The sequence below is a fragment of the Nocardioides massiliensis genome (assembly GCF_030811215.1).
GTDB classification, from domain to species: Bacteria; Actinomycetota; Actinomycetes; order Propionibacteriales; family Nocardioidaceae; genus Nocardioides_A; species Nocardioides_A massiliensis.
Map to the genome: position 1 here is coordinate 2,288,078 of NZ_JAUSQM010000001.1, position 20,987 is coordinate 2,309,064.

The following is a 20,987-nucleotide window of genomic DNA, read 5'->3' on the forward strand; positions in this document are numbered from 1 at the left end:
ATGGCTGAGCTGCTGCGGACCAACGAGGTCGGACTGGTCGCGTTGGTCGAGGCGCTGCTCAACGACGCCGGCATCCCGCACCAGGTCACCGATCGCAACATGAGCGTCCTCGAGGGCTCCATCCTCGCCATCCCGATGCGGGTCCTGGTGCCGGACGAGCAGGAGTCCGAGGCACGTCAGCTGATGGTCGATGCCGAGCTCGGGGAGTGGCTGCGACCCTGAGGCCCGCTGGGTCGGTCAGCTCGCGCCGGGGGACGAGCCGCTCTCGCCCTTGGCGGCGACGCCGTCCGAAGCGGTGACCTCGTCCGTGGTCGCCTCCTCGGCAATGGTCTCGGCACGCTCGTCGTCCTTCGCCTCATGGGCGTCGGGTGCGGCCTGCGGCGCGTCTTCCGGATCTCGGGCGTGTTCGTCGAGCTGCAGACGTAGGTAGCGGACCAGGGTGGTGGCCGTCGCGACGACGGGGACGGCGAGGAACGCGCCGATGATGCCGAAGAGCGACCCGCCCCCGGTGACCGCGAGGATCACCAGACCGGCGTGCAGGTCCAGGCTGCGGCCGACCAGGATCGGCTGGAGGACGTTGCCCTCGATCTGCTGCACGATGACGATCAAGATCACCACGATGATCGCCGCGGTGACGCCTTGGGTGACCAAGGCGACGAGCGCCGCGACGGCGCCGGTGACGAACGCACCGATGATCGGGATGAAGGCACCGAAGAAGATCAGCACTGAGAGCGGCAGCGCGAGCGGGACGCCGATGATCAGCAGTCCGACGCCGATGAAGGCGGCGTCGACCAGACCCACCAGCGCTTGAGCGCGGATGAAGCCGCCCAAAGCGTTCCAAATCCGGAGGGAGACGGCCGCGAGGTGCGGGGCCGCGACCGGGCCGCTGAGCCGGGAGATCCACGGCACGAACTTCGGGCCGTCCTTGAGGTAGAAGAAGCACAAGACCAGCGCGAGCAGCAGGTTGAGGACGATGCCGCTGACCGCGTTGACCCCGACGAGGACCCCGTCGGCGATCGTCTCGGCGTTGCTCTGCAGCTGCTGGATGCCCTGGTCGATCAGTTCGCCGATGCGCTCCTCGCCGAGGTTGAACGGCGGGCCTTTGAGCCACTCCTGGATGTCGGTGAGGCCGGCGACGACCGCGTCGGCGACGTCCTCGCTCTGACCGGCGACGCTGGGCGCCAGCGCGAACCCGAGCCCGACGAGCAGCCCCAACGCGCCGAGGATCACGACGAGTGCAGCCAACGCGTCCGGCAGCACCCGCCGCAGGAGCGCGGCCGGCGGTGAGAGCACCGTCGCGAGCAGGAGTCCCAGCAGCACCGGAAGGACGACCACCCACAGCGCGCCGACGACCTCGAGCACCACGACGGCGAACGCGAGGATCACCAGTGTCGCGACGCTGAACCACGCCAGCTTCACCATGCCGCGCCATGCGAGCTCACCACGGGTGGGGCGCATCCCGGGCACCGACGGCGCCTTGCGCTGATGGCCGCCGGGTGGCGCGATGTCGCTCACGGATCCTCCTGGGGTCGGGTTCGGGCTGATCATGTCAGCCGCGGGTTCCTACCCACCCCATCCCATGCCGAAGACCTCGAAGGTCGCCGCGTGCGTCACGCCGAGCCGTGTCCCGGCCGGCCGCGAGCCCGACTCCAGGAACTCCTCCGGGTCGAAGTGGTCCCAGCCGAGTCCGTCGATGTAGGCGCGGTGGGCTTCGAGCGATGCCACCCCGCGGTCGAAGGTCGCGGTGGTGTCGGCCCCATGCTGCGCGTCCGGGGACCCCGCCGCCCAGACCTCGCGGACACCGCCCCAGGGCTCCAGCCCGTCGGTCAACTGGTCGGCGAAGACCCAGCGGTTCCCGGCATCGCGCACGGCGTCGAGCGTTGCCATACCCGTGGCGATGTGGTCGGCCTGGTTGAGCGAGCGCCCGCCCCACGAGGGGCGGAAGTTGTTGGTCACGACCACGTCGGGACGGTGGCGGCGCACGGCGCGGGCGATCACCGCGCGCAGGGCCACGCCGTACTCCAGGATCCCGTCGGGCTGGCCGAGGAACTCGACGGTGTCGACGCCGACCAACCGTGCGGACTTCACCTGCTCCGCCTCGCGCACCCGCCGCGCCTCGTCGGGGCGCATGCCGTCGATGCCGGCCTCGCCGCTGGTGACCATGCAATAGACGACCTCCTTGCCCTGGTCGGTCCAGCGCGCCACGGCGGCGGCGGTGCCGAACTCCATGTCGTCGGGGTGCGCGACCACGCACAGGGCGCGCTGCCAGTCTTCGTCGACCGGGGAGAGCGGGGCGGGTGTGTCAGCGGGGTCGGTGGTCATGGCTCGACCGTAGGCGGCGACCCCGGCGCGGGCCAGATCAGCGGGTCGCCAGCAGCACGACGCAGACCGCCAGGACGGTCGCGGAGACGATCCCGAGGCTGAGCGCGAGGATCCCGACGTTGCGCATGCCCGGCGTATGGTCGACCTGGCCCGAGCGGTAGGCGAGGATGCGCCAGACCCCGGCCGGCAGGGTCATGCCGGTGATCAGGGCCGCGGCGGCGGTCACGACGGCGAGGGTGTCCATGTGTGTTCCCTACCCGGTCGGCTGCGTCGTCACCCGGTAGGTTGACGCCCCGAGGGCCGGTAGCTCAGTCGGTTAGAGCAGAGGACTCATAATCCTTGGGTCGTGGGTTCAAGTCCCACCCGGCCTACGTGGTGACGCGGCTCAACCGGCCGCGTTCGGCGCATATCCTGGGCCCTCGTCTTCCTGGGAGAAACTCTTGCGCGCTCGTGTCGTCCTGCCCGTCGCCCTGTCGGGACTCCTGTTATCCCTCGGCCTCTCTCAGCCGGCATCAGCGGTCCCGGAGTGGACCGACCCGCGCTACCTCAGCACCGGGACGGTCGAGCGCTTCGATGTCGCGGCGAACGATGCTGGTGATGCGGTGGTGGCGTGGGGCGAGGCCTCACCCAACGAGTGGCACCGGGCGGTCGCCGTAGCAGTCCGTCGGGCTGGTGGACGTTGGGAGCGTCCCGTGCACGCCGCGGGTGAACTTTGGTATGACCTGGCGCCGGTCGTCACCATGAACCGAGAAGGGACGGCAACCCTCGTGACTCATGACGAGGTGCGGACCAAGAGCCACGGGAGTGAGTGGACCGGCCCCGTTACGTACGCCCACGACCAGGATTGGAGTATCCACGTGGGCACGACCGGCTACGGGGCCGTCGCAGATCCCGACGGTCGAACGTACATCTTGCACCGGTGGGTGGATCACGGGGCCGACGGCTCTGGTGGTGGGGGCGAGGTTCTGAGTGTTCAGTCGGCCGGAGGACAATGGGGGCCAACCGGAGCCGGTATGGGGAGCGGCTTTCTGTTCGCTCGCCGCGATCGTCTAGGTGTCCTGGCTCTCGGCGAGCGGAACGTCGTGCATCTGCTGATGTCGTCGGCCTCCGGAGCGCTGTGGGCGCAAAGCGGCGGGGCTGGACTTCGGGCCACCGAGCCGGTCCGGATCGCGATGGGTTTCACCAACGGTGACCCTCGCGCGCACACCACAGCCGACCGCACCGCCTACGTCGTCGCCGCGCTGCACGACGACGAGGGGTTCACCTCGCCCTCGCGGATCACGATGATCACAAAAGCGCCGGGGGACCGGTGGCGGGCGGAGCGGATCCTCGAGGCGCCAGGCGTGGTGCGCGATGCCGACGTCACGGTGGCGGACGACGGGACGGTCACGGTCGCTTGGGTCAGCGGACAGGGAGCTGGTCGCGTGATGGCGATGACGCGCGGCCCGCGGGGGCGGTGGGGCAAGGCAGTGGCGTTGACCGGGCGGCTGCCGCACCCGTCGGCGCCGGAGCTGGCCTCCGACGGACACGGCAACCTGCTGGCGACCTGGTCCACCGACGACAGGGAGACCGGACAGGGCCGGCCGCAGGCGGCGTACCGCCCGGTCGGCGGCACATGGCAGCGTCCGCGTGACCTCGCGGGCGCGTCCGACACCGACGTGGTCACACCGGCCCCGCAGGTGACGGCGACGCCGGGCGGCGTCTTCACCGTGGTCTACACCGACAACGGTCGGCTGGCCACGGTGGACCGGGTCGGCCAGGCGGTGGCTCCCCGGGCCACGATGACCCCGTTCACCGTCAAGGCGGGCACCCAGCGCCAGGTGACCCTGGCGTGGGAGGCCACCGCGCCGGCGCCGATCCGCAGCTACGACCTGCGGGTCCGTACGGCCACGGCGCAGGGTCCCTTCACCCGGTGGCGGGTGCTGCGCGGTCTGAGCGGGACCACCCGACCGTGGAACCTGGCGCCAGGACGGACCACCTGCTTCCAGGTCCGGGCTCGCAACACCGGCGGCGTCACGGGTCCATGGAGTCCGGCGACCTGTCGCGCCATCGCGACCGACGAGCGCCGGCTGAACGCAGGCACCGCCTGGAGCAAGGCACGTGCACCTCGCGCCTACAGCAGGACGCTCACGACCACCAGCCGTCAGGGTGCCACGCTGGCGCTGAGCAGGGTCAAGGCCAAGCAGGTGAGCCTGGTCGTCCGGAGCTGTCCCCGTTGCGGGAAGGTCCGGGTCGTCCACGGCGGCAAGACGCTGGGCACGGTCAACCTGGGCACCAAGAACGTCCACCACCAGCGGGTGATCCGTCTCAAGCCCACCCGCAAGGTCCGCACGGGCCGACTGGTCGTCCGGGTGCTGAGCAGCGGCAAGCCGGTAGCCATCGACGGGTTCATCGCCCGCCGCTGACCCCGGCCGAGCCCGGCTGACCCCGGCCGGGCGTGGCATCGGCCCTCCGCGGGCACGGTGCAGCCATGGCAGGACGCATCCGGGTCGGCATCTCGGGGTGGACGTACGCCGGGTGGCGCGGCGACTTCTACCCCGAGGGTCTCGTGCAGCGCCGCGAGCTCGCGTACGCAGCGGCGCGGCTGAGCTCGATCGAGATCAACGGCTCGTTCTACTCGTTGCAGCGCCCCACGTCGTACGCCCGATGGCGCGACGAGACCCCCGACGACTTCGTGTTCGCGGTCAAGGGAGGGCGCTACATCACGCACATGCTGAAGCTGCGCGGCGTCGAGACGGCGCTGGCCAACTTCTTCGCCTCCGGCGTGCTCGGCCTCGGGTCGAAGCTCGGACCCGTGCTGTGGCAGCTGCCCGCGAGACTGCCTTTCGACGCCGAGCGGATGGCGGACTTCTACCGGATGCTGCCGCGCACGACCGGGGAGGCGGCAGAGCTGGCGACGCGTCACGACGACAAGGTCCCCGAGGACCGTGCGCTCACCACCACCGATGAGGACCGACCGCTGCGCCACGCGTTGGAGTTCCGCAGCGAGTCGTTCTGCACCGACGAGTCGTTCGACCTCATGGCCGAGCACGACATCGCGTGCGTCGTCGCCGACACCGCCCAGAAGTTCCCGATGGCGACCCGGCGTACGACGGACCTGGTCTACGTCCGCCTGCACGGCGACACCGAGCTCTACACCAGCGGCTACTCCTCCGACGCGCTCGACCGGTGGGCGCAGCGGTGCCACGACTGGGCCGAGGACGCGGACGTCGTCGTCTACTTCGACAACGACGCCAAGGGCTTCGCGCCGCACGACGCGATGGCGTTGATGGAGCGCGTCGACCCGGACTGGCGTGCCGAGCACGCCGAGCCCGAGGTCGTTCAGGCCCAGGCGATGACCTCGTCGAGCTCGAGGCGGGGGAGCCGGTCGAAGTAGGGGTCGGCACCGGGGTGGCCGATGTTGACCACGAGCTGGCTGCGCCAGTTGGTGCCCGCGAAGAACTCCGCGTCCAGGCCGGCGTGGTCGAAGCCGTTCATCGGACCGGCTGCGAGGCCGACGGACCGGACGGCGAGCAGGAACACCCCGGTCTGCAGCGCTGCGCTGTAGGAGGACATCCCGACCCGGGCGGACTCGTCCTGGGCCAGCCCGTCCCGCAGCGACTCGCCCGCCATCGGGAAGACGCGCGGCATGTGCTCGTGGAAGTCCACGTCGTGCGCGAGCACGGCGACCACGGGGGCCTGCGCGGACTTGGTGCGGTTGCCCTCCGCCAGGTGGGGGAGCAGGCGCGCCTTGCCCTCCTCGGTGCGGACGAACAGCACCCGCAGCGGCTGGCTGTTGGCGGCACTCGGCGACCACCGGGCCAGCTCCCAGATCGAACGCAGCTCCTCGTCGCTCACCGGGGTGTCGGCGAAGTTGTTGACCGTGCGAGCGGCAGTGAACAGCGCGGAGCGCCCGGTCTCGTCGAGCACGGGCAGGCGGGTCTGGGTCGCAGTCATGGGGGTCCTGTTCGTCGGGGGCGGGTACGTCAAAGGTTGAAGCGTCCAGCGATCCGTCGGTGTTCCCGATCCGGCTGTGACCCCGGTCTCGCCATGACGAATCGACCGTTCGGCCGATGCCGCCGGGGGCGGGGCCGTCGTACGGTCGGCCCATGACGGAGCCGCGACTGCTCAGCTACTGCGAGGAGCAGCCGGAGCGGCGGGCCGGAAAGCTGATCGCGGCGTGCGGTGTCGTGCACGCGGCCCGGCCCGGCTCCTACCAGACGCTCTGCGGCACCGGGCTCGAGACACTGCACCTGGTCGGTCCTCGCGCGGATGGCGGCGCGCAGTGCCCGCTGTGCTGGGGGAGCCCGCGACTCTAGGCTCCGGGCGTGGCCCTCTCCGACGCCGACCGCGTCCGCAACCTGCTCAGCATCTACGGCGACCTCGTCGACGCCGCCGACTTCGACGCCCTCGGCGAGCTGATGGCCGATGCCCGCTTGTGTGATGAGACCGGTACGCCGTTCGCGACCGGGGCGGCGGAGGTGACGGCGTTCTATCGCGGCTCGCTGCGCCTGCACGCTGACGGCACACCGCGCACCCACCACCTCGTGCTCGGCACCCGGTTCGCCGATCCGGGCGACGACGCGGACCGTCTCGCCTGCCGCTCGTCGTACCTCGTGCTCCACCAGCCCGACGGAGGAGAGCTGCGCCCGCTGCTCACCGGGACCTACGACGACGTCTTCGCCCGCCGTGACGGGAAGTGGTGCTTCGCCGAGCGGCGCATGGGGATGCGACTCGTGGGCGACCTCTCCACACATCTGCGCTTCGACCCGACGGGCTGAGGCGCGCCCGCAGAAACGAGAACACGTTCTCGTTGGTGGACTACGTTGTCGACCATGACTGCTGCAGACGGAGCACCACGGGTCGTCGTCGTGACCGGAGCCGGCTCGGGGATCGGGGCCGCGACCGCGGCGGCCTTCGTCGAGCTGGGTGACCGGGTCGTGGGTCTGGACGTCGCGGGCACCGCCCCTGCCGGCGCGGAACTGGTGACCTGCGACGTCACCGATCGCGCGGCCGTCACCGCGGCGATCGACGGTGCTGCCGTCGACGGGCGCATCGACGTCCTCGCCAACGTGGCCGGCATCCCGCAGTTCGGGCGGCTCGAGACGATCACCGAGGACGTCTGGGACCGCACTCTCGCCGTCGACCTCAAGGGGCCGTTCCTGACGATGCAGGCGGCGTTGCCCTACCTGCGCACGGCGCGCGGGTCGGTCGTGAACGTCGCCTCCGTCGCCGGCCGGATCCCCAACCCCTACGTGGCGGCGTACGCCGCGGCCAAGGGCGGGCTCGTCCATCTGACCCGCTCGCTGGCGATGGAGCTGGCGCCCGACGGGATCCGGGTCAACTGCGTGTGCCCCGGGGGTGTCGACACGCCGCTCGTGGCCGAGGTCGCCAAGAGCTACCCGTCGGACCTGCACCCGCGCCTGACCGACCGGATGAACCCGCTCCTGGACGGCACGTCGTTCATGCCGCCCGCAGAGGTCGCGGCGTCGATCGTCTACCTGTCCTCGGCGGCCGCCGGCTACATCTCGGGCGCCGTCCTCGCCCTCGACGGGATGCAGGGCTGATCCGGGTCGAGGCCGATCAGATCCCGAACAGCAGCCACAGCCCGCCGAACGTGAACGCGACCATCACGGCGAGCAACGGCAGCTGACCGCTGACCCGCCGACGCTCGTCGAGCAGCTCCAACGAGCGGTCGTGGGCAGCGAGGACGCCGAGCAGGTGCCCGAGCACGATCGCGACCACCTTGAGCGTCGCGAGCATGCCCGGGCGTGACGACAGCACGTAGGCGACGGTGAGGTCGGCGGTGCCGAGGAGGTCGTCCCCGCGCACCAGCGGGTCGCTGAGATAGATCATGGTCTGCTGGCCGTACTCCACCAGCAGCGACGCGTAGTGGGCCACCATGTAGCCGAGGATGATCGGCACGACCGAGTGCGCCAACAGGCCGGGGACCTCGCGTCGGGTCCAGGGCCGGCGCGGACGCACGGCAACGGTCGCGGCCCAGAAGGCCAGCGCGACGCCCGCGCAGAAGGCGACCAGGACGCCGGTGTTGACCCACGTGGCGCCCGAGGTCAGGTCCTGCACGACCCGGCGCCACACCGGAGCCTCGCGGAAGCTGTCGAAGGCCGTGCTGCCGAGCAGCACGGCGACGACCGCCACCAGGCCGGGCTCGACCGGGATCGTCCGCAGGTTGCGCAGCGGGTTCCGCACGACCAGGGCCCCGTCGTCGCTCCGGCCCCACGGCGAGAGGTGGGCGACCAGCGTGGAGTAGACCTCGAACGGGTCTGCCCGAGCGAACCAGCGGTCACCGAACACCGCGGCCCCGACCAGCATCGCCCCGGCGTAGCAGGCGAACCAGACCCGGACCGGGGTGAGGTAGGTCTGCTCGGGGTGGACCAGCTCGAGCCACACGAAGGCGAGCAGGCCGAGCGCCGCCGGCCAGTAGCCGAGCCAGCGGGGGAGCGTGACGAGCCCGCGGGCAGGGTCGCCACCGGTGAGGCGGGACAGCACGACGTGCAGGGTGCGCAGCGGGCTCAGGGTCCGGACGACGGGACCGAGCAGCAGGCTGGCCGGGACCAGTCCGACCCAGAGCAGCACGTAGACGACGCCGAACACCGGGTTGAGGCGCAAGTCCTCGCCCCAGACCGCCGCGACCACGACGTACGCCGTGGCGACCAGGCCGATCAGCCGCACGGCGACGACGAACGCCGTCGAGCCGACGACCCGGTCCAGCCGGGGCACGGGGCGCTCGGCCGCGCTCGCGAACCGGGGCGTACGCCAGGCGAGGAGCAGGACGACGAACGTCAGGGCGAGGGCGGCGGCACCACCTGTGACGGCCCACTCCGCCGGGATCGGCAGGTCCGCGGCCCCGCCGACCCCGTGGGCGAGGACGTGGTCACCGACGCTCCCGGAGGGGCGACGGCCCACGTCCACCTCAGCGAACCTCGATGATGGCGATCGTGAAGCCGGTGTCGTGCTCCTCGATCTCGACCATCCCGGGGTTCTCGAGGGTCACGCTCTTGGTCGTCTCGCCCGGGCCGAACTGCATGTAGGACTCCGGACGCGCGTGCACGTGGAACTCCCCGGAGCGGTCGGCGGTGATCCGCAGCGTGAGGATGCCGCCGGCCGGCAGCGAGGTCTTGATCGCGTTCGGGGAGATCGAGTCTCCGGCGACCTCGATGCCGAGGATGACCTCCGAGGGACCGTCGGAGGAGACAGGCTCTGGGGCGGGCGAGGGGTCCTCGGCCGGCGACTCCTCGGCCTCGGGCGAAGGGGTCGCCTGGAGCGCCGGTGACTCCGTGACGGCCGGGTCCTCCTTGACGGAGTCCTGCGCCGATCCGCCGCACGCGGCGAGCAGGAATGCGGCCAGCAGCACCCCGGCGCTGCGGAGGGCGCGGCGCGGGGTGCGGGGGTGGAGGGTCACGGCGGCGTCAGCCCTTGCGGTTGCCAGCCATGCGGAAGGCCAGGTGGCCGACGTACGCGAGGAGACCGACGGAGGCCAGCTTGCGGGTGCGACGGCTGACCAGACCGAGGCCGAGGGCCACCTCGGTGGCGCCGTTGCGCTTGATCCAGGTCTCGGTGTCCTGCGGGAACGCCGCCTGCGTGAGGTCCTCGAAGATCTCGGGAGCGACGAAGTGCGCACCTCCCGTCGCGGCGAGGGCGATGCCGGTGGCGCGGACCAACGAGTTCTTCACGGTTCCTCCTGCTGAGGGTGCGGGGGCGGACGGGCTCAGGGTAGTGGTGCGCCCGACGGATCGTCGGACGGGGCGTCGGCCCGGGTCGCGTCGCGGATCTCGCCCACGAGCTCCTCCAGCACGTCCTCGAGCATGACGAGTCCCCGCACCTGTCCGTCGGCCTCGACCACCCGGCCCATGTGGGCACCCTTGGCGCGCAGCGTCTGCAGCGCCTCGCTCAAGGTGTCGACGGGACGGATGTTGGCGAAGGGGCGCACCCATTTGTCATCGATGGTGCGCGTACGGCGTTCGGGGTCGACCTCGAGGGCGTCCTTGATGTGCAGGTAGCCCACGAGCTCGTCGTCGTCGCCGACCACCGGGAAGCGGGAGTAGCCCGTAGCGGCACACGCCGCCTCGAGGTCCATCACCCGTGCGCCGCGGTGCACCGACTGGAGGGTCTCGACCGGCAGCGCGACGTCGGCGACCTGGCGACCGGTGAATCCCAGCGCACCCGCGAGCCGCTCGTACTCCTCGTCGGCGAGGGTGCCCTCCTGGCGGGACTCGTCGACCATCGCCTCGACCTCCTCGCGGGTGTAGGCCGAGGCGATCTCGTCGCGCGGCTCGACCCGCAAGAGGCGCAGGATGCCGTTGGCGGTCGCGTTGAGCGCGACGACGAGCGGCTTGATGATGGTGACGACGACCATCATCGGCGGCCCCAGCAGCAGCGCCGAGCGCTCCGGGCCGGCGATCGCGATGTTCTTCGGCACCATCTCCCCGAGCACGACGTGCAGGTAGACCACGAGCGTCAGCGCGATCATGAACGCGACCGGGTGCACGAGGTGGTCGGGGACGCCGAGGGCGGCGAACAGCGGTTCCATCAGGTGCGCCACCGCGGGCTCGCCGACCGCACCGAGGCCCAGGGAGCAGACGGTGATGCCGAGCTGGGCGCCGGCCATGACCAGGGAGACCTGCTCCATCGCCCGCAGCGTCGTACGCGCGACGCGGGAGCCGGCGGCGGCTCGCGGCTCGATCTGGGACCGGCGTGCGGAGATCAGGGCGAACTCCGCGCCGACGAAGAACGCATTGGCGACGAGCAGGAAGATCGCCAGCAGGAGTGCGGTGTAGTCGCTCATCGGCTCGCCTCCTCGTGCTCGCCGGGTCGGGCGGCGCGGCGCACCATCCGGACCCGGTCGACCCGCAGGCCGTCCATCCGCTCGACGGTGAGCTCGGCGACGTCGGGCGGCGGGGGATCACCGTCCTCGGGGTGCTCGACCGGCAGGGGCACGACAGCGCTGTCACCGCGCACCGGAACCCGTCCGAGCGCACGCATGATCAGGCCGCCCACGGTGTCGTAGTCGTCGTGCTCCGGCAGCGACACCCCGCTGACGTCCGCGACCTCGTCGGGGCGCAGCATCGCCGACAGCGTCCAGGAGCCGTCCTTGCGAGCGCGGATCTGGCTGCCGTAGCGGTCGTGCTCGTCGGCGATCTCGCCCACGATCTCCTCGATGACGTCCTCGAGCGTGACAACGCCGTCGGTGCCGCCGTACTCGTCGACCACCACAGCGAGCTGGAACCCCTCGCCGCGCAGCAGGGTCAGCAGGGGGTCGAGGCGCAGCGAGCCGGGGACGACGGTGGGCGGGACCATGACGTCGCGCACCTTCGTGGAGCGCTCGCCCCAGGGCAGCGCGACCGCCTGTTTGACGTGCACGACTCCCACGACGTTGTCGCTGGCACCCTGGGTGACGGGGAACTTGGAGTAGCCGGTCGCCCGCGACAGGGCGATCACCCGGGTCACCGGGTCCTTCACGTCGACTGCGACCATCTGCACGCGCGGGGTCATGATCTCGGCGGCCATGCGCGGCCCGAAGGCCACCGACCGCTGCACGAGATGCGCGGTCTCGGAGTCGAGCGTGCCCTCGGTGGCGGAGCGGGCGGCGAGCGAGACGAACTCCTCGCTCGTGCGCGCCGAGCGCAGCTCCTCCTGGGGCTCGATGCCGAGGGCTCGGACGAGCCCGTTGGCTGAGCCGTTGAGCCAGCGGATCGGCACCGCGATCGCGCCGGTGAACGCACGCATGAACAGCTGGGTGCCGCGGGCGGTGGCCAGCGGCCTGGCGATGGCGAGGTTCTTGGGCACCAGCTCGCCGAAGATCATGGTGAAGCCGGTGGCGAGGGTGAAGCCGAGGCCGAAGGCGACGCCGGAGGCCTGGCTCGCGCTCAGGCCGAGGTCGGCGAGCGGCTCCTGCAGCAGGCGGGCGAGCGCGGGCTCGGCCAGGTAGCCGATCGCGAGGTTGGTGATGGTGATGCCGACCTGGGCGCCGGAGAGCTGGGTCGACAGCGTGCGCAACGCCCGCTGCACCCCCTCGGCCCCGCGGTCGCCGGAGGACGCGGCCCGGTCGACGGTCGAGCGGTCGACGGTGACGAACGAGAACTCCGCAGCGACGAACAGCCCGCAGGCGGCGACCATCAGCAGCGCCAGGAGCAGCAGGAGCAGCTCGGTCACGCGAGGCTCCGGGCGGTGCGGTGCGAAGGTGACGAGGAGGGGCGGCGATCAGGGGGTTGGTCGTCGGCCATCCTGGCCCAGGTGCCTTTCGGTCGCGGATCGGTCTGACCAGACGCTACCGCGTGCAGTGCAGGGACGGACCGGGTCCGTCGGGCGGAACAGGTCCCGTCGGCGCGGGCGCGGTGGCATGATCCTCGTCCATGACGGACGTCACACGGCCGCGGCTCGAGGGCACCGTCGCGGTGCGCGACGGGCGACGCCTGGGCTTCGCGGAGTACGGCGTACCGCGGGGCCGGGTCGTGGTGTGGATGCACGGCACCCCGGGTGCCCGGCGGCAGGTGCCCGTCGAGGCGCGGGCGATCGCGGAGTCCGAGGGGCTGCGGATCATCGGCATCGACCGTCCCGGGATCGGGAGCTCCACCCCGCACCTCTACCGCGACGTCCTCGACTGGACCGAGGACCTGGCGCTCTTCGCGGACACGCTCGGCATCGACACGTTCCGCACCGTCGGTCTCTCGGGCGGTGGGCCCTACGCGCTGGCCGCCGCGGCCGCCTTCCCCGACCGGGTGGAGGCCGTGGGCGTCCTCGGCGGGGTCGCGCCGACGGTGGGTCCCGACGCCGCCGCAGGCGGACCGATCCAGCTCGCCGTCCGCCTCGAGCCCGTGCTGCGGCGCGGACGCCTGGCCATGGGGGCCGCGGTGAGCGGGGTCATCCGGGTGGTGCGTCCGCTGGCGAACCCCGCCGTCGATCTCTACGGTCACTTCCAGCCGGCCGGCGACCGCAACCTGCTGGCGCGCCCGGAGTTCAAGGCGATGTTCGTCGACGACCTCCTCAACGGCAGCCGGTTCCAGATGAGCGCGCCGTTCTCCGACCTGGTGCTGTTCTGTCGGCACTGGGGCTTCGACCTGGCCGACGTCCGGGTCCCGGTCCACTGGTGGCACGGCGACGCCGATCACATCGTCCCGTTCCGGCACGGCGAGCACGCGGTGGCGCGGATGCCGCATGCGACGCTGTCGGTGATCGACGGCGAGAGCCACCTCGGCGGCCTCGGCATCGCCCGCGACGTGCTGGGCGTCGTGTGTCACCCCGCCCGGGCGGACACCGACGCGGGAGGCGCCGCGCACGCCTGACGACGTCGATGCTGGCGCAATGACGCCTCGTGCGTCACAATGGCCACAGAACTACACAGCACCACCAGGAGTCGACCACCGGCGAAGCCGACGGCCGATCGTCCACCTCCGACTGCCGAGAACGCTGGGGAAGGCGCAGCTCGCGCCGGAGCAAGGACGAAGGAGCCCTCGGTGACCACACGTGCCTCGACCCAGGCCACCACGCGCGGCGTGCTCTACGTGCACTCCGCGCAGTCCGCCCTGTGCCCGCACATCGAGTGGGCGCTCGGCGGCGTGCTCGGCGTGCCCGTGCACCTCGACTGGACCCCGCAGCCCGCGCAGAGCGGCACCTACCGCGCGGAGTACTCGTGGTCGCACAGCAGCGGTACCGCCGCGGCGATCACCTCCGCGCTGCGCGGGTGGAACCACCTGCGCTTCGAGGTCACCGAGGACGCGACGCCGAGCAGCGAGGCGGCGCGGTTCTCCTACACCCCCGACCTCGGCGTCTTCCACGCCGTGACGGGCCTGCACGGCGACATCATGATCCCCGAGGACCGGCTCAAGGCGGCCGTGGTGAAGGCCGCGCTCGGTGACACCACCGTGCTGCTCGAGATCGACAAGCTCCTCGGCAAGCCGTGGGACGACGAGCTCGAGACCTTCCGGCACGCCGGCGACGGGGCTCCGGTGCGGTGGCTGCACCACGTCGTCTGAGTGACCCAGGACACCTGCTGACCTGCGCGAATCGCCCAAACCGCAAGGAATCCGCAAGCCAGGGACACGCTTTCCTCACGGATCGATAACGGGGCGTCGAATCGGTCATTTCACCCGGGGGCCGACCCGATGATTCTCCCGTGCAGAACCGCCCCGCCCGCTCGTCGCGGCGCCCCCTCCTCCTCATCCTGACCGGTCTGGCCATCGCCGGCCTCGTCGCCGTCCTCATCCCCGGCGCTGCGCCGGCGCGCTCGGCGTACGCCTTCCCGCGCTACGGCGCCCACAACGACGTGTCGACGCCGTTCAACGTCAGCCACATCCCGACGCTGGCCCGCACCCGCTTCGACGGGGGTCAGCTGCGCATCCGGTCGACGCTGTGGGAGACCCCGGGGCACCGGATGCAGGAGATCGTCTACCGCTCTGCGGGGCGTCAGGTCACCGGCTCGATCAGCGTCCCGCAGGGCCCGGGTCCGTTCCCGGTCGTCGTCATGGCGCACGGGTACGTCGACCCCGCGGTCTACTTCAGCGGCGCCACGCTCGAGCGCGAGCAGGCCTACCTCGCCGATGCCGGCTACGTCGTGGTGCAGACCGACTACCGCAACTACGGAGGCTCCTTCACCGAGCCGCGCGGGCGCACGGTGCGCAGGCCGAGGGGCTACGCCGAGGACCTGATCAACCTGGTCCGGGCCGTGCGCTCTGCCCGGCTGCCGTACGCCGACACCTCGCGCCTGGCGCTGTTCGGCCGCTCGATGGGCGGGGGCGTGGTGCTCAACGCACTCGCCGCCCGGCCGCGCCTGGCCCACGCAGCGGTGCTCTACTCACCGCTGAGCGCGTCGATGACCGACAACTACCGACACTTCGTCGGCACCCGTCGCACCCACCGCCAGCTCTCCGAGCGGATCGAAGGCGCCTTCGGCACCCCGCGCACCCGCCCGAGGTACTGGCGCCAGATCAGCTCCGACTCCTACCTGCACCGGATCACGATCCCCGTGCAGATCCACCACGGTCTCGCCGACGCGAAGACGCTGCCGCGGTGGAGCCGGCGTACGGCGAGCAGGCTCAAGGCCGGTGGCGCCCCGGTGGACTTGCGGTTCTACGCCGGGGAGGCACACAAGTTCTCCTCCCGCTGGTCCGACTTCATGCACAGCACGCGGACGTTCCTCGACCACAGCCTCGGACGGGTCTGAGGCCGGACGTGCCGCCCGGGTCAGAGCGGGATGTTGCCGTGCTGACCGCGCTGCACGAGCCCGGCGTCGGCGATCGCGTGCGCCAGGGCTGAGCGGGTGCGGTCGGGGGCGACGATCTCGTCGACGACGCCGATCTCGACCGCCTTGTCGACCCCGCCCGAGATCCGCTCGTGCTCGGCTGCCAGCTCGGTCTCGACCTGGTGCCGGATCTCCGGAGCGACGTCGGCGAGCCGGCGTCGGTGCAGGATGCGGACGGCAGCCACGGCACCCATGACGGCGACCTGCGCGCCGGGCCACGCGAACACCTTCGTGGCGCCCAACGAGCGGGAGTTCATCGCGATGTAGGCGCCGCCGTAGGTCTTGCGGGTCACCAGCGTCACCCGCGGCACCACGGCCTCACCGAAGGCGTGCAGCAGCTTGGCGCCGCGGCGGACGACACCGTCCCACTCCTGGCCGACACCCGGCAGGTAGCCGGGGACGTCGACGAGCACGATCAGCGGGACGCCGAACGCGTCGCACATCCGCACGAACCGCGATGCCTTCTCCGCCGACAGCGAGTCCAGACACCCGCCGAGCCGCAGGGGGTTGTTGGCGATGACTCCGACCGTACGGCCGCCGAAGCGACCGAGCGTGGTGACGATGTTGGGCGCCCAGCGTGCGTGCAGCTCCAGCGCGCTGCCCGCGTCGAGCACGGCCTCGACCAGCGGGTGCACGTCGTAGGCCCGCTTGGGCGACTCCGGCAGCAGCGCCTCCAGGTCGGTGTCGGCCACGGCGTCGACCTCGAGGCTGCCCTGGGCGCCGAGCAGCGTGGCGACGTCGCGAGCCTGGTCGAGGGCCTCGCGCTCGGTCTCGGCGATGAGGTGCACGACACCGGAGCGGCGTCCGTGGGGCTCGGGGCCGCCGAGGCGGAGCATGTCGACGTCCTCGCCCGTCACCGAGCGCACGACGTCGGGACCGGTCACGAAGATGCGGCCCTCGGGACCGAGGATCACCACGTCGGTGAGCGCGGGACCGTACGCCGCACCCCCTGCGGCCGGGCCGAGCACGACGGAGATCTGCGGGATCTTGCCCGAGGCCTGGGTCATGGCGTGGAAGATCTCGCCCACGGCGTGCAGCGACAGCACGCCCTCGGCCAGACGCGCGCCGCCGGAGTGCCACAGGCCGATGATCGGTACGCCGTCGGCGAGGGCGCGCTGGTAGGCGCGGACCACCACGCGGCAGCCCACCTCGCCCATCGCGCCACCCATGACGGTGGCGTCGGAGCAGAACGCGACGGCGGGGTTGCCCTCGACGTGGCCGACGGCGGCCAGCATGCCCGAGCCGTCGTCCTCGGTGATGGGGGAGCAGGTGCCCTCGTCGAAGAGCGCGGTGAGTCGGTGCAGCGGGTTGCGCGGGTCCTGCTCGCGCGGCGGCTTCGCCGGACTCGTCGCGGTGGTCTGTGCGGGGGAGCGTGGCGCCTCGGTGGTCGAGCTGGTCGAGACCATCACGCGCTCCGGAAGGCGAGGGCGACGTTGTGGCCGCCGAACCCGAACGAGTTGTTGAGAGCGGCGAGCTGGCCGTCGGGCAGCTGGTGCTTGCCCCGCGCGATCTGGATGCCGATGTCCTCGGGATCCTCGAGGTTGATCGTCGGCGGGACGACCCGGTCGCGCAGCGCGAGGATCGTGGCCACCGACTCCAACGCGCCGGCGGCACCGAGCAGGTGACCGGTCATCGACTTGGTCGACGTCAGCACCACCTGGTCGGCAGCGGCGCCCAGGGCGGCGCGGATGGCCTTCGCCTCCGCCACATCGCCCTGCGGCGTGGAGGTGGCGTGAGCGTTGACGTGGTGGATGTCGGAGGCGGAGAGGCCGCCCTCGCGCAGTGCCATCTCCATGGCGCGCGTCGCGCCGAGGCCCTCCGGGTCGGGCTGGGCGATGTCGTGACTGTCGGCGGTGATGCCGGCGCCGGCCGCCTCGGCGTACACCGTCGCACCGCGTGCGCGGGCGTGCTCCTCGGACTCGAGGACCAGCACCGCAGCGCCCTCGCCGAGCACGAAGCCGTCGCGGCCCTTGTCCCAGGGGCGCGAGGCCCGCTCGGGCTCGTCGTTGCGCTTCGACAGCGCCATCATCTGACCGAACGCGGCCAGTGGGAGCGGGTGGACGGCCGCCTCCGTGCCGCCGACGACCATCACGTCGGCGCGGCCCAGGCGGATCTGGTCGATGCCGAGCGCGATGGCCTCGTTGCCGGAGGCGCAGGCGGAGACGGGGGTGTGGACGGCGGCCTTCGCGCCGATCGTGAGGCCGATCGCCGCGGCGGGCCCGTTGGGCATCAGCATCGGGATCGCCAGCGGCGAGACCCGGCGCGGCCCCTTCTCCTTGAGCGCGTCGTAGTTGGACAGCAGCGTCGTGACGCCGCCGATGCCCGAGGCCATCGCCACGCCGATGCGCAGCGGGTCGGGGCCGTCGGTGCCCTCGTCGGTGCCCACGGAGAACCCGGCGTCGGCCCAGGCCTCGAGCGCGGCGACCAGCGCGAGCTGGCCCGAACGGTCGAGGCGACGGGCCTTGACCCGGTCGAGGACCTCGCTCGGGTCCACCGCCACCTCGGCGGCGATCTTCGTGCCGAGCTGCTCGGCCCAGTCGTGGGTCAGCGGGCGGACCCCGGACACGCCGCCGACGAGGGCGGTCCAGGTGCTGGCCACGTCACCGCCGACGGGCGAGGTGGTGCCGAGGCCGGTGACGACGACGCGGGTGCTCATGAGGATCCTTTTCGGTTTGCTGCGGGGGTGGCGCTGGGTGGTGCGGGTGGCCGGCGGGGCCGGCCACCCGGGCGCAGGCTGCGGGCAGCCGTGGCGCTCTCAGCCGTTGTGCTGTCAGCCGTTCTGGGCGCGCTCGATGTAGGCGACGGCGTCGCCGACGGTCTTGAGGTTCTTGACCTCGTCGTCGGGGATCGTTACGCCGAACTTCTCCTCGGCCGCGACCACGACCTCGACCATCGACAGCGAGTCGACGTCCAGGTCGTCGACGAACGACTTGTCGAGCTGGACGTCGGCGGGCTCGATCCCGGCGACCTCGTTGACGATCTCTGCGAGGTCGGTGCGGATCTCCTCGGTGGTGGCCATGGGGTGTTCTCCTTCGTGGGGTGCTGCTTCGGGTGGGTTTCTCGGGTGGAGCTCTGGAGGTGCCGGACGACGGACGTCGGACGGCCGAACGGGGGACCGTTGCCGGTCAGGGCACGCGCACGACCTGCGCTGCGTAGGACAGGCCGGCGCCGAAGGCGATGAGCAGCGCGAGGTCACCGCTGCGGGCCTCGCCCTCGGCCACCATCCGGTGCAGGGCGAGGGGGACCGACGCGGCCGAGGTGTTGCCCTGCTCGACGATGTCGCGAGCGATGCGCACGTGGCCGGGGAGCTTGATCGCCCGAGCCATCGCGTCGGTGATGCGCATGTTGGCCTGGTGGGGGACGAACACGTCGAGGTCGTCGACCGTGACCCCGGCCCGGTCGAGCGCCTCGCGGGCGACCTTCGCCATCTCGAAGGACGCCCAGCGGAAGACGGCGCTGCCCTGCATCACCAGGTGCGGCATCCGAGGGTCGTCACCGGCGACGACGTCGCGCCAGTCCTCGCGCTGGCGGATGAGGTCGAACTGCTCGCCGTCCGAGCCCCAGACGACGGGGCCGACGCCCGGCTCGTCCGAAGGGCCCAGGACCATCGCGCCGGCACCGTCGGCGAAGATGAACGCCGTCCCGCGGTCCTCGGGATCGGTGATGTCGGAGAGCCGCTCGACGCCGATGACCAGCACGTGGCGGGCGCTGCCGCCCCGGATCATGTCGTCGGCCAGGCCGACACCGTGGCAGAAGCCGGCGCAGGCGGCGGAGATGTCGAATGCCACGGGGCGGGCCAGGCCGAGCTCGTGGGCGATCGCCGGCGCGGCCGCGGGCGTCTGCAGCATGTGGGAGACGGTCGCGACGATGACGGCGTCGATCTGCTCCGGCGCGATGCCGGCGTCCTCGATCGCCTCGCGGGCAGCGGCGACCGACATCGACAGCACGGTCTCGTGTGGCGCGGCGAAGCGGCGGCTCCGGATGCCCGAGCGCTGCTGGATCCACTCGTCGCTGGAGTCGATCGCCTCGACGATGTCGGCGTTGGGGACGACCACGCTGGGCCGGTAGGCACCCAAACCGAGGGGACGCGCGTGCCGCGCGCCGGTCGCACTGCGCAGCCCCGTACCTCGGGTCGCGCTCACGCGGGCACGCCTTCGGGGTGCAGGCGCAGCAGCGGCTGACCGGGGGAGACGAGATCGCCGTCCTGCACGAGCCACTCGACGACCGTGCCGCCGTGCGGGGCGGTGACCTCGGTGCGGTCGCGCAGGCTCTGGACCGCACCGATCGGCTCGCGGGCAGCGACGAGGTCACCCTCGGAGCAGGTGTCGCTGGCGTGGAAGGTGCCCTTCGCCGGCGACACGACCATCCGCCACGTCGGGTTGGTGTCGTAGCCCGACGGGGTGCCGTGACGCTCGCAGAAGGCGCGGGCGTCGTCGAGCTGGTCGGGCGTCTTCAGGGCGAACGTCTCGACACCCTTGAGGGCGCGCTTCGCGATGCCGGTCAGCGTCCCGGCCGGGGGCACCTCGAGGATCCCGGTCACGCCGAGGTCGCGCATCGTCTCCAGGCACAGGTCCCAGCGGACCGGGTTGCTCACCTGCGACACGATCCGGCGCACGACCTCCTGGCCGTCGTGCACGATCTGCCCGTCGCGGTTGGAGATCAGGGGGGTGCGCGGGTCGTGCGTCGACACCGCCCGGGACAGGTCGGCCAGGACGTCGACCGCGGGTGCCATGTGCTCGGTGTGGAAGGCCCCGGCGACCTGGAGCGGCACGAGCCTGGCCTTGGCGGGCGGGTCGGCCTTGAGCGCGTCGAGCTGCTCCCGGGTGCCGGCGGCCACGATCTGGCCGGGGCCGTTGTCGTTGGCCGGGGTGAGGCCGTGGCGCTCGAGCGCGGCCAGCACCTCGTCGCGGTCGCCGCCGAGGACCGCGGTCATGCTGGTCTGGCGCTGCCGGGCGGCGTCGGCCATCGCCCGGCCGCGCTCGCGCACGAGCACCATCGCCTGCTCGGCGGTGATCGCGCGGGCGCCAGCAGCGGCGGTGAGCTCACCGACGCTGTGGCCCGCCACGGCGCCGATCTTGCTGAACGCGTCGGCCGGGTGGGGGAACAGCTCGAGCGCGGCGACGAGGCCGCTGGCGACCAGCAGCGGTTGTGCGACCGCGGTGTCGCGGATCGTGTCGGCGTCCGCCTCGGTGCCGTAGTGGATGAGGTCCATCCCCGCGACGGCGGAGAGCCACCGCATGCGCGCGGCGAAGACCGGGTCGGCCACCCACGGGGTGAGGAAGCCGGGAGTCTGGGATCCCTGTCCGGGAGCGACGATGACGAGCACGTGACCACTGTGCCGCCGTACGTCGTCGGAGCCGCGTGCGGCGCGCACGAAAGGCAGGACGGGATCTTGTGGGATCCCTACAAACATCGCGGCCCGCCGGGG

Annotated in this window: 23 protein-coding genes and 1 tRNA gene; 10 read left to right on the plus strand and 14 right to left on the minus strand. The window is 71.9% G+C overall.

All coding sequences use genetic code 11. The annotated features are described in order from the left end of the window. Window positions 1-222: a putative signal transducing protein gene (locus tag J2S59_RS11340; protein WP_068119092.1), complete on the plus strand. Its 222-nt coding sequence runs from the start codon at window positions 1-3 to the stop codon at window positions 220-222. 15 nt (window positions 223-237) lie between these two features. On the opposite strand, the gene J2S59_RS11345 is transcribed toward J2S59_RS11340, so the two are convergent. The 3 genes from J2S59_RS11345 to J2S59_RS11355 are packed head-to-tail and all read right to left on the minus strand — an operon-like array spanning window position 238 to window position 2,566. Then, on the minus strand, window positions 238-1,515 hold the full coding sequence (locus J2S59_RS11345) for an AI-2E family transporter (protein ID WP_220138358.1): 1,278 nt from the start codon (window positions 1,513-1,515) through the stop codon (window positions 238-240). A gap of 48 nt (window positions 1,516-1,563) precedes the next feature. Beyond that, window positions 1,564-2,322, minus strand: coding sequence for a PIG-L deacetylase family protein (locus tag J2S59_RS11350; RefSeq protein WP_306825128.1), 759 nt, complete (start codon window positions 2,320-2,322; stop codon window positions 1,564-1,566). A 37-nt stretch (window positions 2,323-2,359) separates the two neighbouring features. Further along, window positions 2,360-2,566, minus strand: coding sequence for a hypothetical protein (locus tag J2S59_RS11355; protein ID WP_068119720.1), 207 nt, complete (start codon window positions 2,564-2,566; stop codon window positions 2,360-2,362). Window positions 2,567-2,619: 53 nt separating this feature from the next. Between J2S59_RS11355 and J2S59_RS11360 the strand changes: the two genes are divergently transcribed. The 3 genes from J2S59_RS11360 to J2S59_RS11370 all read left to right on the plus strand — a co-directional run bounded on the left by J2S59_RS11360 (window position 2,620) and on the right by J2S59_RS11370 (window position 5,698). Continuing rightward, window positions 2,620-2,693 (plus strand) — tRNA-Ile (locus J2S59_RS11360). A gap of 723 nt (window positions 2,694-3,416) precedes the next feature. Beyond that, entirely contained in the window at window positions 3,417-4,727 is a 1,311-nt protein-coding gene (locus J2S59_RS11365; RefSeq protein WP_181641768.1) for a fibronectin type III domain-containing protein, read from the plus strand. A 65-nt stretch (window positions 4,728-4,792) separates the two neighbouring features. Then, window positions 4,793-5,698 carry a DUF72 domain-containing protein gene (locus J2S59_RS11370; protein WP_181641767.1) on the plus strand — a complete coding sequence of 302 codons (906 nt, stop codon included), beginning with the start codon at window positions 4,793-4,795 and terminating at the stop codon, window positions 5,696-5,698. Here the strand turns inward: J2S59_RS11370 and J2S59_RS11375 are convergent. Beyond that, window positions 5,644-6,258 (minus strand): malonic semialdehyde reductase, encoded by a 615-nt coding sequence (locus tag J2S59_RS11375; protein WP_068119716.1) that lies wholly within the window; start codon window positions 6,256-6,258, stop codon window positions 5,644-5,646. The two genes, J2S59_RS11370 and J2S59_RS11375, sit on opposite strands and share 55 nt — an antisense overlap. Before the next feature lie 152 nt (window positions 6,259-6,410). Here J2S59_RS11375 and J2S59_RS11380 point away from each other — a divergent pair, with 152 nt between their 5' ends. The 3 genes from J2S59_RS11380 to J2S59_RS11390 are packed head-to-tail and all read left to right on the plus strand — an operon-like array spanning window position 6,411 to window position 7,868. Further along, the gene (locus tag J2S59_RS11380) at window positions 6,411-6,620 is read left to right on the plus strand and encodes a hypothetical protein (protein ID WP_068119714.1); all 210 of its coding nucleotides are present in this window, start codon (window positions 6,411-6,413) and stop codon (window positions 6,618-6,620) included. A gap of 9 nt (window positions 6,621-6,629) precedes the next feature. Then, window positions 6,630-7,082, plus strand: coding sequence for a nuclear transport factor 2 family protein (locus tag J2S59_RS11385; protein WP_068119712.1), 453 nt, complete (start codon window positions 6,630-6,632; stop codon window positions 7,080-7,082). A gap of 54 nt (window positions 7,083-7,136) precedes the next feature. Next, window positions 7,137-7,868 (plus strand): SDR family NAD(P)-dependent oxidoreductase, encoded by a 732-nt coding sequence (locus J2S59_RS11390; RefSeq protein ID WP_068119711.1) that lies wholly within the window; start codon window positions 7,137-7,139, stop codon window positions 7,866-7,868. A gap of 16 nt (window positions 7,869-7,884) precedes the next feature. On the opposite strand, the gene J2S59_RS11395 is transcribed toward J2S59_RS11390, so the two are convergent. Genes J2S59_RS11395 through J2S59_RS11415 form a run of 5 tightly spaced genes read right to left on the minus strand, consistent with a single transcriptional unit; the run spans window position 7,885 to window position 12,474 of the window. Next, window positions 7,885-9,234 carry a hypothetical protein gene (locus tag J2S59_RS11395; protein WP_246360220.1) on the minus strand — a complete coding sequence of 450 codons (1,350 nt, stop codon included), beginning with the start codon at window positions 9,232-9,234 and terminating at the stop codon, window positions 7,885-7,887. Window position 9,235: 1 nt separating this feature from the next. After that, window positions 9,236-9,724 (minus strand): hypothetical protein, encoded by a 489-nt coding sequence (locus J2S59_RS11400; RefSeq protein ID WP_068119708.1) that lies wholly within the window; start codon window positions 9,722-9,724, stop codon window positions 9,236-9,238. Window positions 9,725-9,731: 7 nt separating this feature from the next. Then, on the minus strand, window positions 9,732-9,995 hold the full coding sequence (locus J2S59_RS11405; RefSeq protein ID WP_068119707.1) for a DoxX-related protein: 264 nt from the start codon (window positions 9,993-9,995) through the stop codon (window positions 9,732-9,734). Between the two features lie 35 nt (window positions 9,996-10,030). Continuing rightward, a complete protein-coding gene (locus J2S59_RS11410) occupies window positions 10,031-11,107 on the minus strand; it encodes a hemolysin family protein (protein WP_068119705.1) in 1,077 nt (358 codons plus the stop codon). Next, window positions 11,104-12,474 (minus strand): hemolysin family protein, encoded by a 1,371-nt coding sequence (locus tag J2S59_RS11415; RefSeq protein WP_068119703.1) that lies wholly within the window; start codon window positions 12,472-12,474, stop codon window positions 11,104-11,106. Before J2S59_RS11415 ends, J2S59_RS11410 begins: the two co-directional genes overlap by 4 nt. A 200-nt stretch (window positions 12,475-12,674) precedes the next feature. Between J2S59_RS11415 and J2S59_RS11420 the strand changes: the two genes are divergently transcribed. The 3 genes from J2S59_RS11420 (at window position 12,675) to J2S59_RS11430 (ending at window position 15,481) form a co-directional block, all read left to right on the plus strand. Then, window positions 12,675-13,604 carry an alpha/beta fold hydrolase gene (locus J2S59_RS11420; RefSeq protein ID WP_068119701.1) on the plus strand — a complete coding sequence of 310 codons (930 nt, stop codon included), beginning with the start codon at window positions 12,675-12,677 and terminating at the stop codon, window positions 13,602-13,604. Between the two features lie 171 nt (window positions 13,605-13,775). Further along, complete coding sequence (locus tag J2S59_RS11425) at window positions 13,776-14,294, plus strand: DUF3145 domain-containing protein (protein ID WP_068119699.1); 519 nt, start codon at window positions 13,776-13,778, stop codon at window positions 14,292-14,294. Window positions 14,295-14,434: 140 nt separating this feature from the next. Further along, complete coding sequence (locus J2S59_RS11430; RefSeq protein ID WP_068119697.1) at window positions 14,435-15,481, plus strand: alpha/beta hydrolase family protein; 1,047 nt, start codon at window positions 14,435-14,437, stop codon at window positions 15,479-15,481. A gap of 20 nt (window positions 15,482-15,501) precedes the next feature. On the opposite strand, the gene J2S59_RS11435 is transcribed toward J2S59_RS11430, so the two are convergent. The 5 genes from J2S59_RS11435 to J2S59_RS11455 form a co-directional block, all read right to left on the minus strand. Further along, complete coding sequence (locus tag J2S59_RS11435) at window positions 15,502-16,965, minus strand: acyl-CoA carboxylase subunit beta (RefSeq protein WP_068119695.1); 1,464 nt, start codon at window positions 16,963-16,965, stop codon at window positions 15,502-15,504. Further along, window positions 16,965-18,215 carry a beta-ketoacyl-ACP synthase II gene (gene fabF / locus J2S59_RS11440; RefSeq protein WP_068119693.1) on the minus strand — a complete coding sequence of 417 codons (1,251 nt, stop codon included), beginning with the start codon at window positions 18,213-18,215 and terminating at the stop codon, window positions 16,965-16,967. The genes J2S59_RS11435 and fabF overlap by 1 nt, the downstream gene beginning before the upstream one ends. Before the next feature lie 114 nt (window positions 18,216-18,329). Then, complete coding sequence (locus tag J2S59_RS11445; RefSeq protein WP_068119691.1) at window positions 18,330-18,578, minus strand: acyl carrier protein; 249 nt, start codon at window positions 18,576-18,578, stop codon at window positions 18,330-18,332. Between the two features lie 106 nt (window positions 18,579-18,684). Continuing rightward, the gene (locus J2S59_RS11450; RefSeq protein WP_068119690.1) at window positions 18,685-19,701 is read right to left on the minus strand and encodes a beta-ketoacyl-ACP synthase III; all 1,017 of its coding nucleotides are present in this window, start codon (window positions 19,699-19,701) and stop codon (window positions 18,685-18,687) included. Beyond that, window positions 19,698-20,885, minus strand: coding sequence for an acyltransferase domain-containing protein (locus tag J2S59_RS11455; RefSeq protein ID WP_306825129.1), 1,188 nt, complete (start codon window positions 20,883-20,885; stop codon window positions 19,698-19,700). The genes J2S59_RS11450 and J2S59_RS11455 overlap by 4 nt, the downstream gene beginning before the upstream one ends. Window positions 20,886-20,987: the final 102 nt, after the last annotated feature.

Excerpts from the sequence above, each read along its gene's own strand:
- J2S59_RS11390 (WP_068119711.1), top strand. The coding sequence starts at position 7,137 with ATGACTGCTGCAGACGGAGCACCACGGGTCGTCGTCGTGACCGGAGCC.
- J2S59_RS11365 (WP_181641768.1), top strand. The coding sequence starts at position 3,417 with ATGTCGTCGGCCTCCGGAGCGCTGTGGGCGCAAAGCGGCGGGGCTGGA.
- J2S59_RS11340 (WP_068119092.1), top strand. The coding sequence starts at position 1 with ATGGCTGAGCTGCTGCGGACCAACGAGGTCGGACTGGTCGCGTTGGTC.
- J2S59_RS11420 (WP_068119701.1), top strand. The coding sequence starts at position 12,675 with ATGACGGACGTCACACGGCCGCGGCTCGAGGGCACCGTCGCGGTGCGC.
- J2S59_RS11380 (WP_068119714.1), top strand. The coding sequence starts at position 6,411 with ATGACGGAGCCGCGACTGCTCAGCTACTGCGAGGAGCAGCCGGAGCGG.
- J2S59_RS11435 (WP_068119695.1), bottom strand. The coding sequence starts at position 16,965 with ATGGTCTCGACCAGCTCGACCACCGAGGCGCCACGCTCCCCCGCACAG.
- J2S59_RS11350 (WP_306825128.1), bottom strand. The coding sequence starts at position 2,322 with ATGACCACCGACCCCGCTGACACACCCGCCCCGCTCTCCCCGGTCGAC.
- J2S59_RS11355 (WP_068119720.1), bottom strand. The coding sequence starts at position 2,566 with ATGGACACCCTCGCCGTCGTGACCGCCGCCGCGGCCCTGATCACCGGC.
- J2S59_RS11370 (WP_181641767.1), top strand. The coding sequence starts at position 4,793 with ATGGCAGGACGCATCCGGGTCGGCATCTCGGGGTGGACGTACGCCGGG.
- J2S59_RS11375 (WP_068119716.1), bottom strand. The coding sequence starts at position 6,258 with ATGACTGCGACCCAGACCCGCCTGCCCGTGCTCGACGAGACCGGGCGC.
- fabF (WP_068119693.1), bottom strand. The coding sequence starts at position 18,215 with ATGAGCACCCGCGTCGTCGTCACCGGCCTCGGCACCACCTCGCCCGTC.
- J2S59_RS11445 (WP_068119691.1), bottom strand. The coding sequence starts at position 18,578 with ATGGCCACCACCGAGGAGATCCGCACCGACCTCGCAGAGATCGTCAAC.
- J2S59_RS11410 (WP_068119705.1), bottom strand. The coding sequence starts at position 11,107 with ATGAGCGACTACACCGCACTCCTGCTGGCGATCTTCCTGCTCGTCGCC.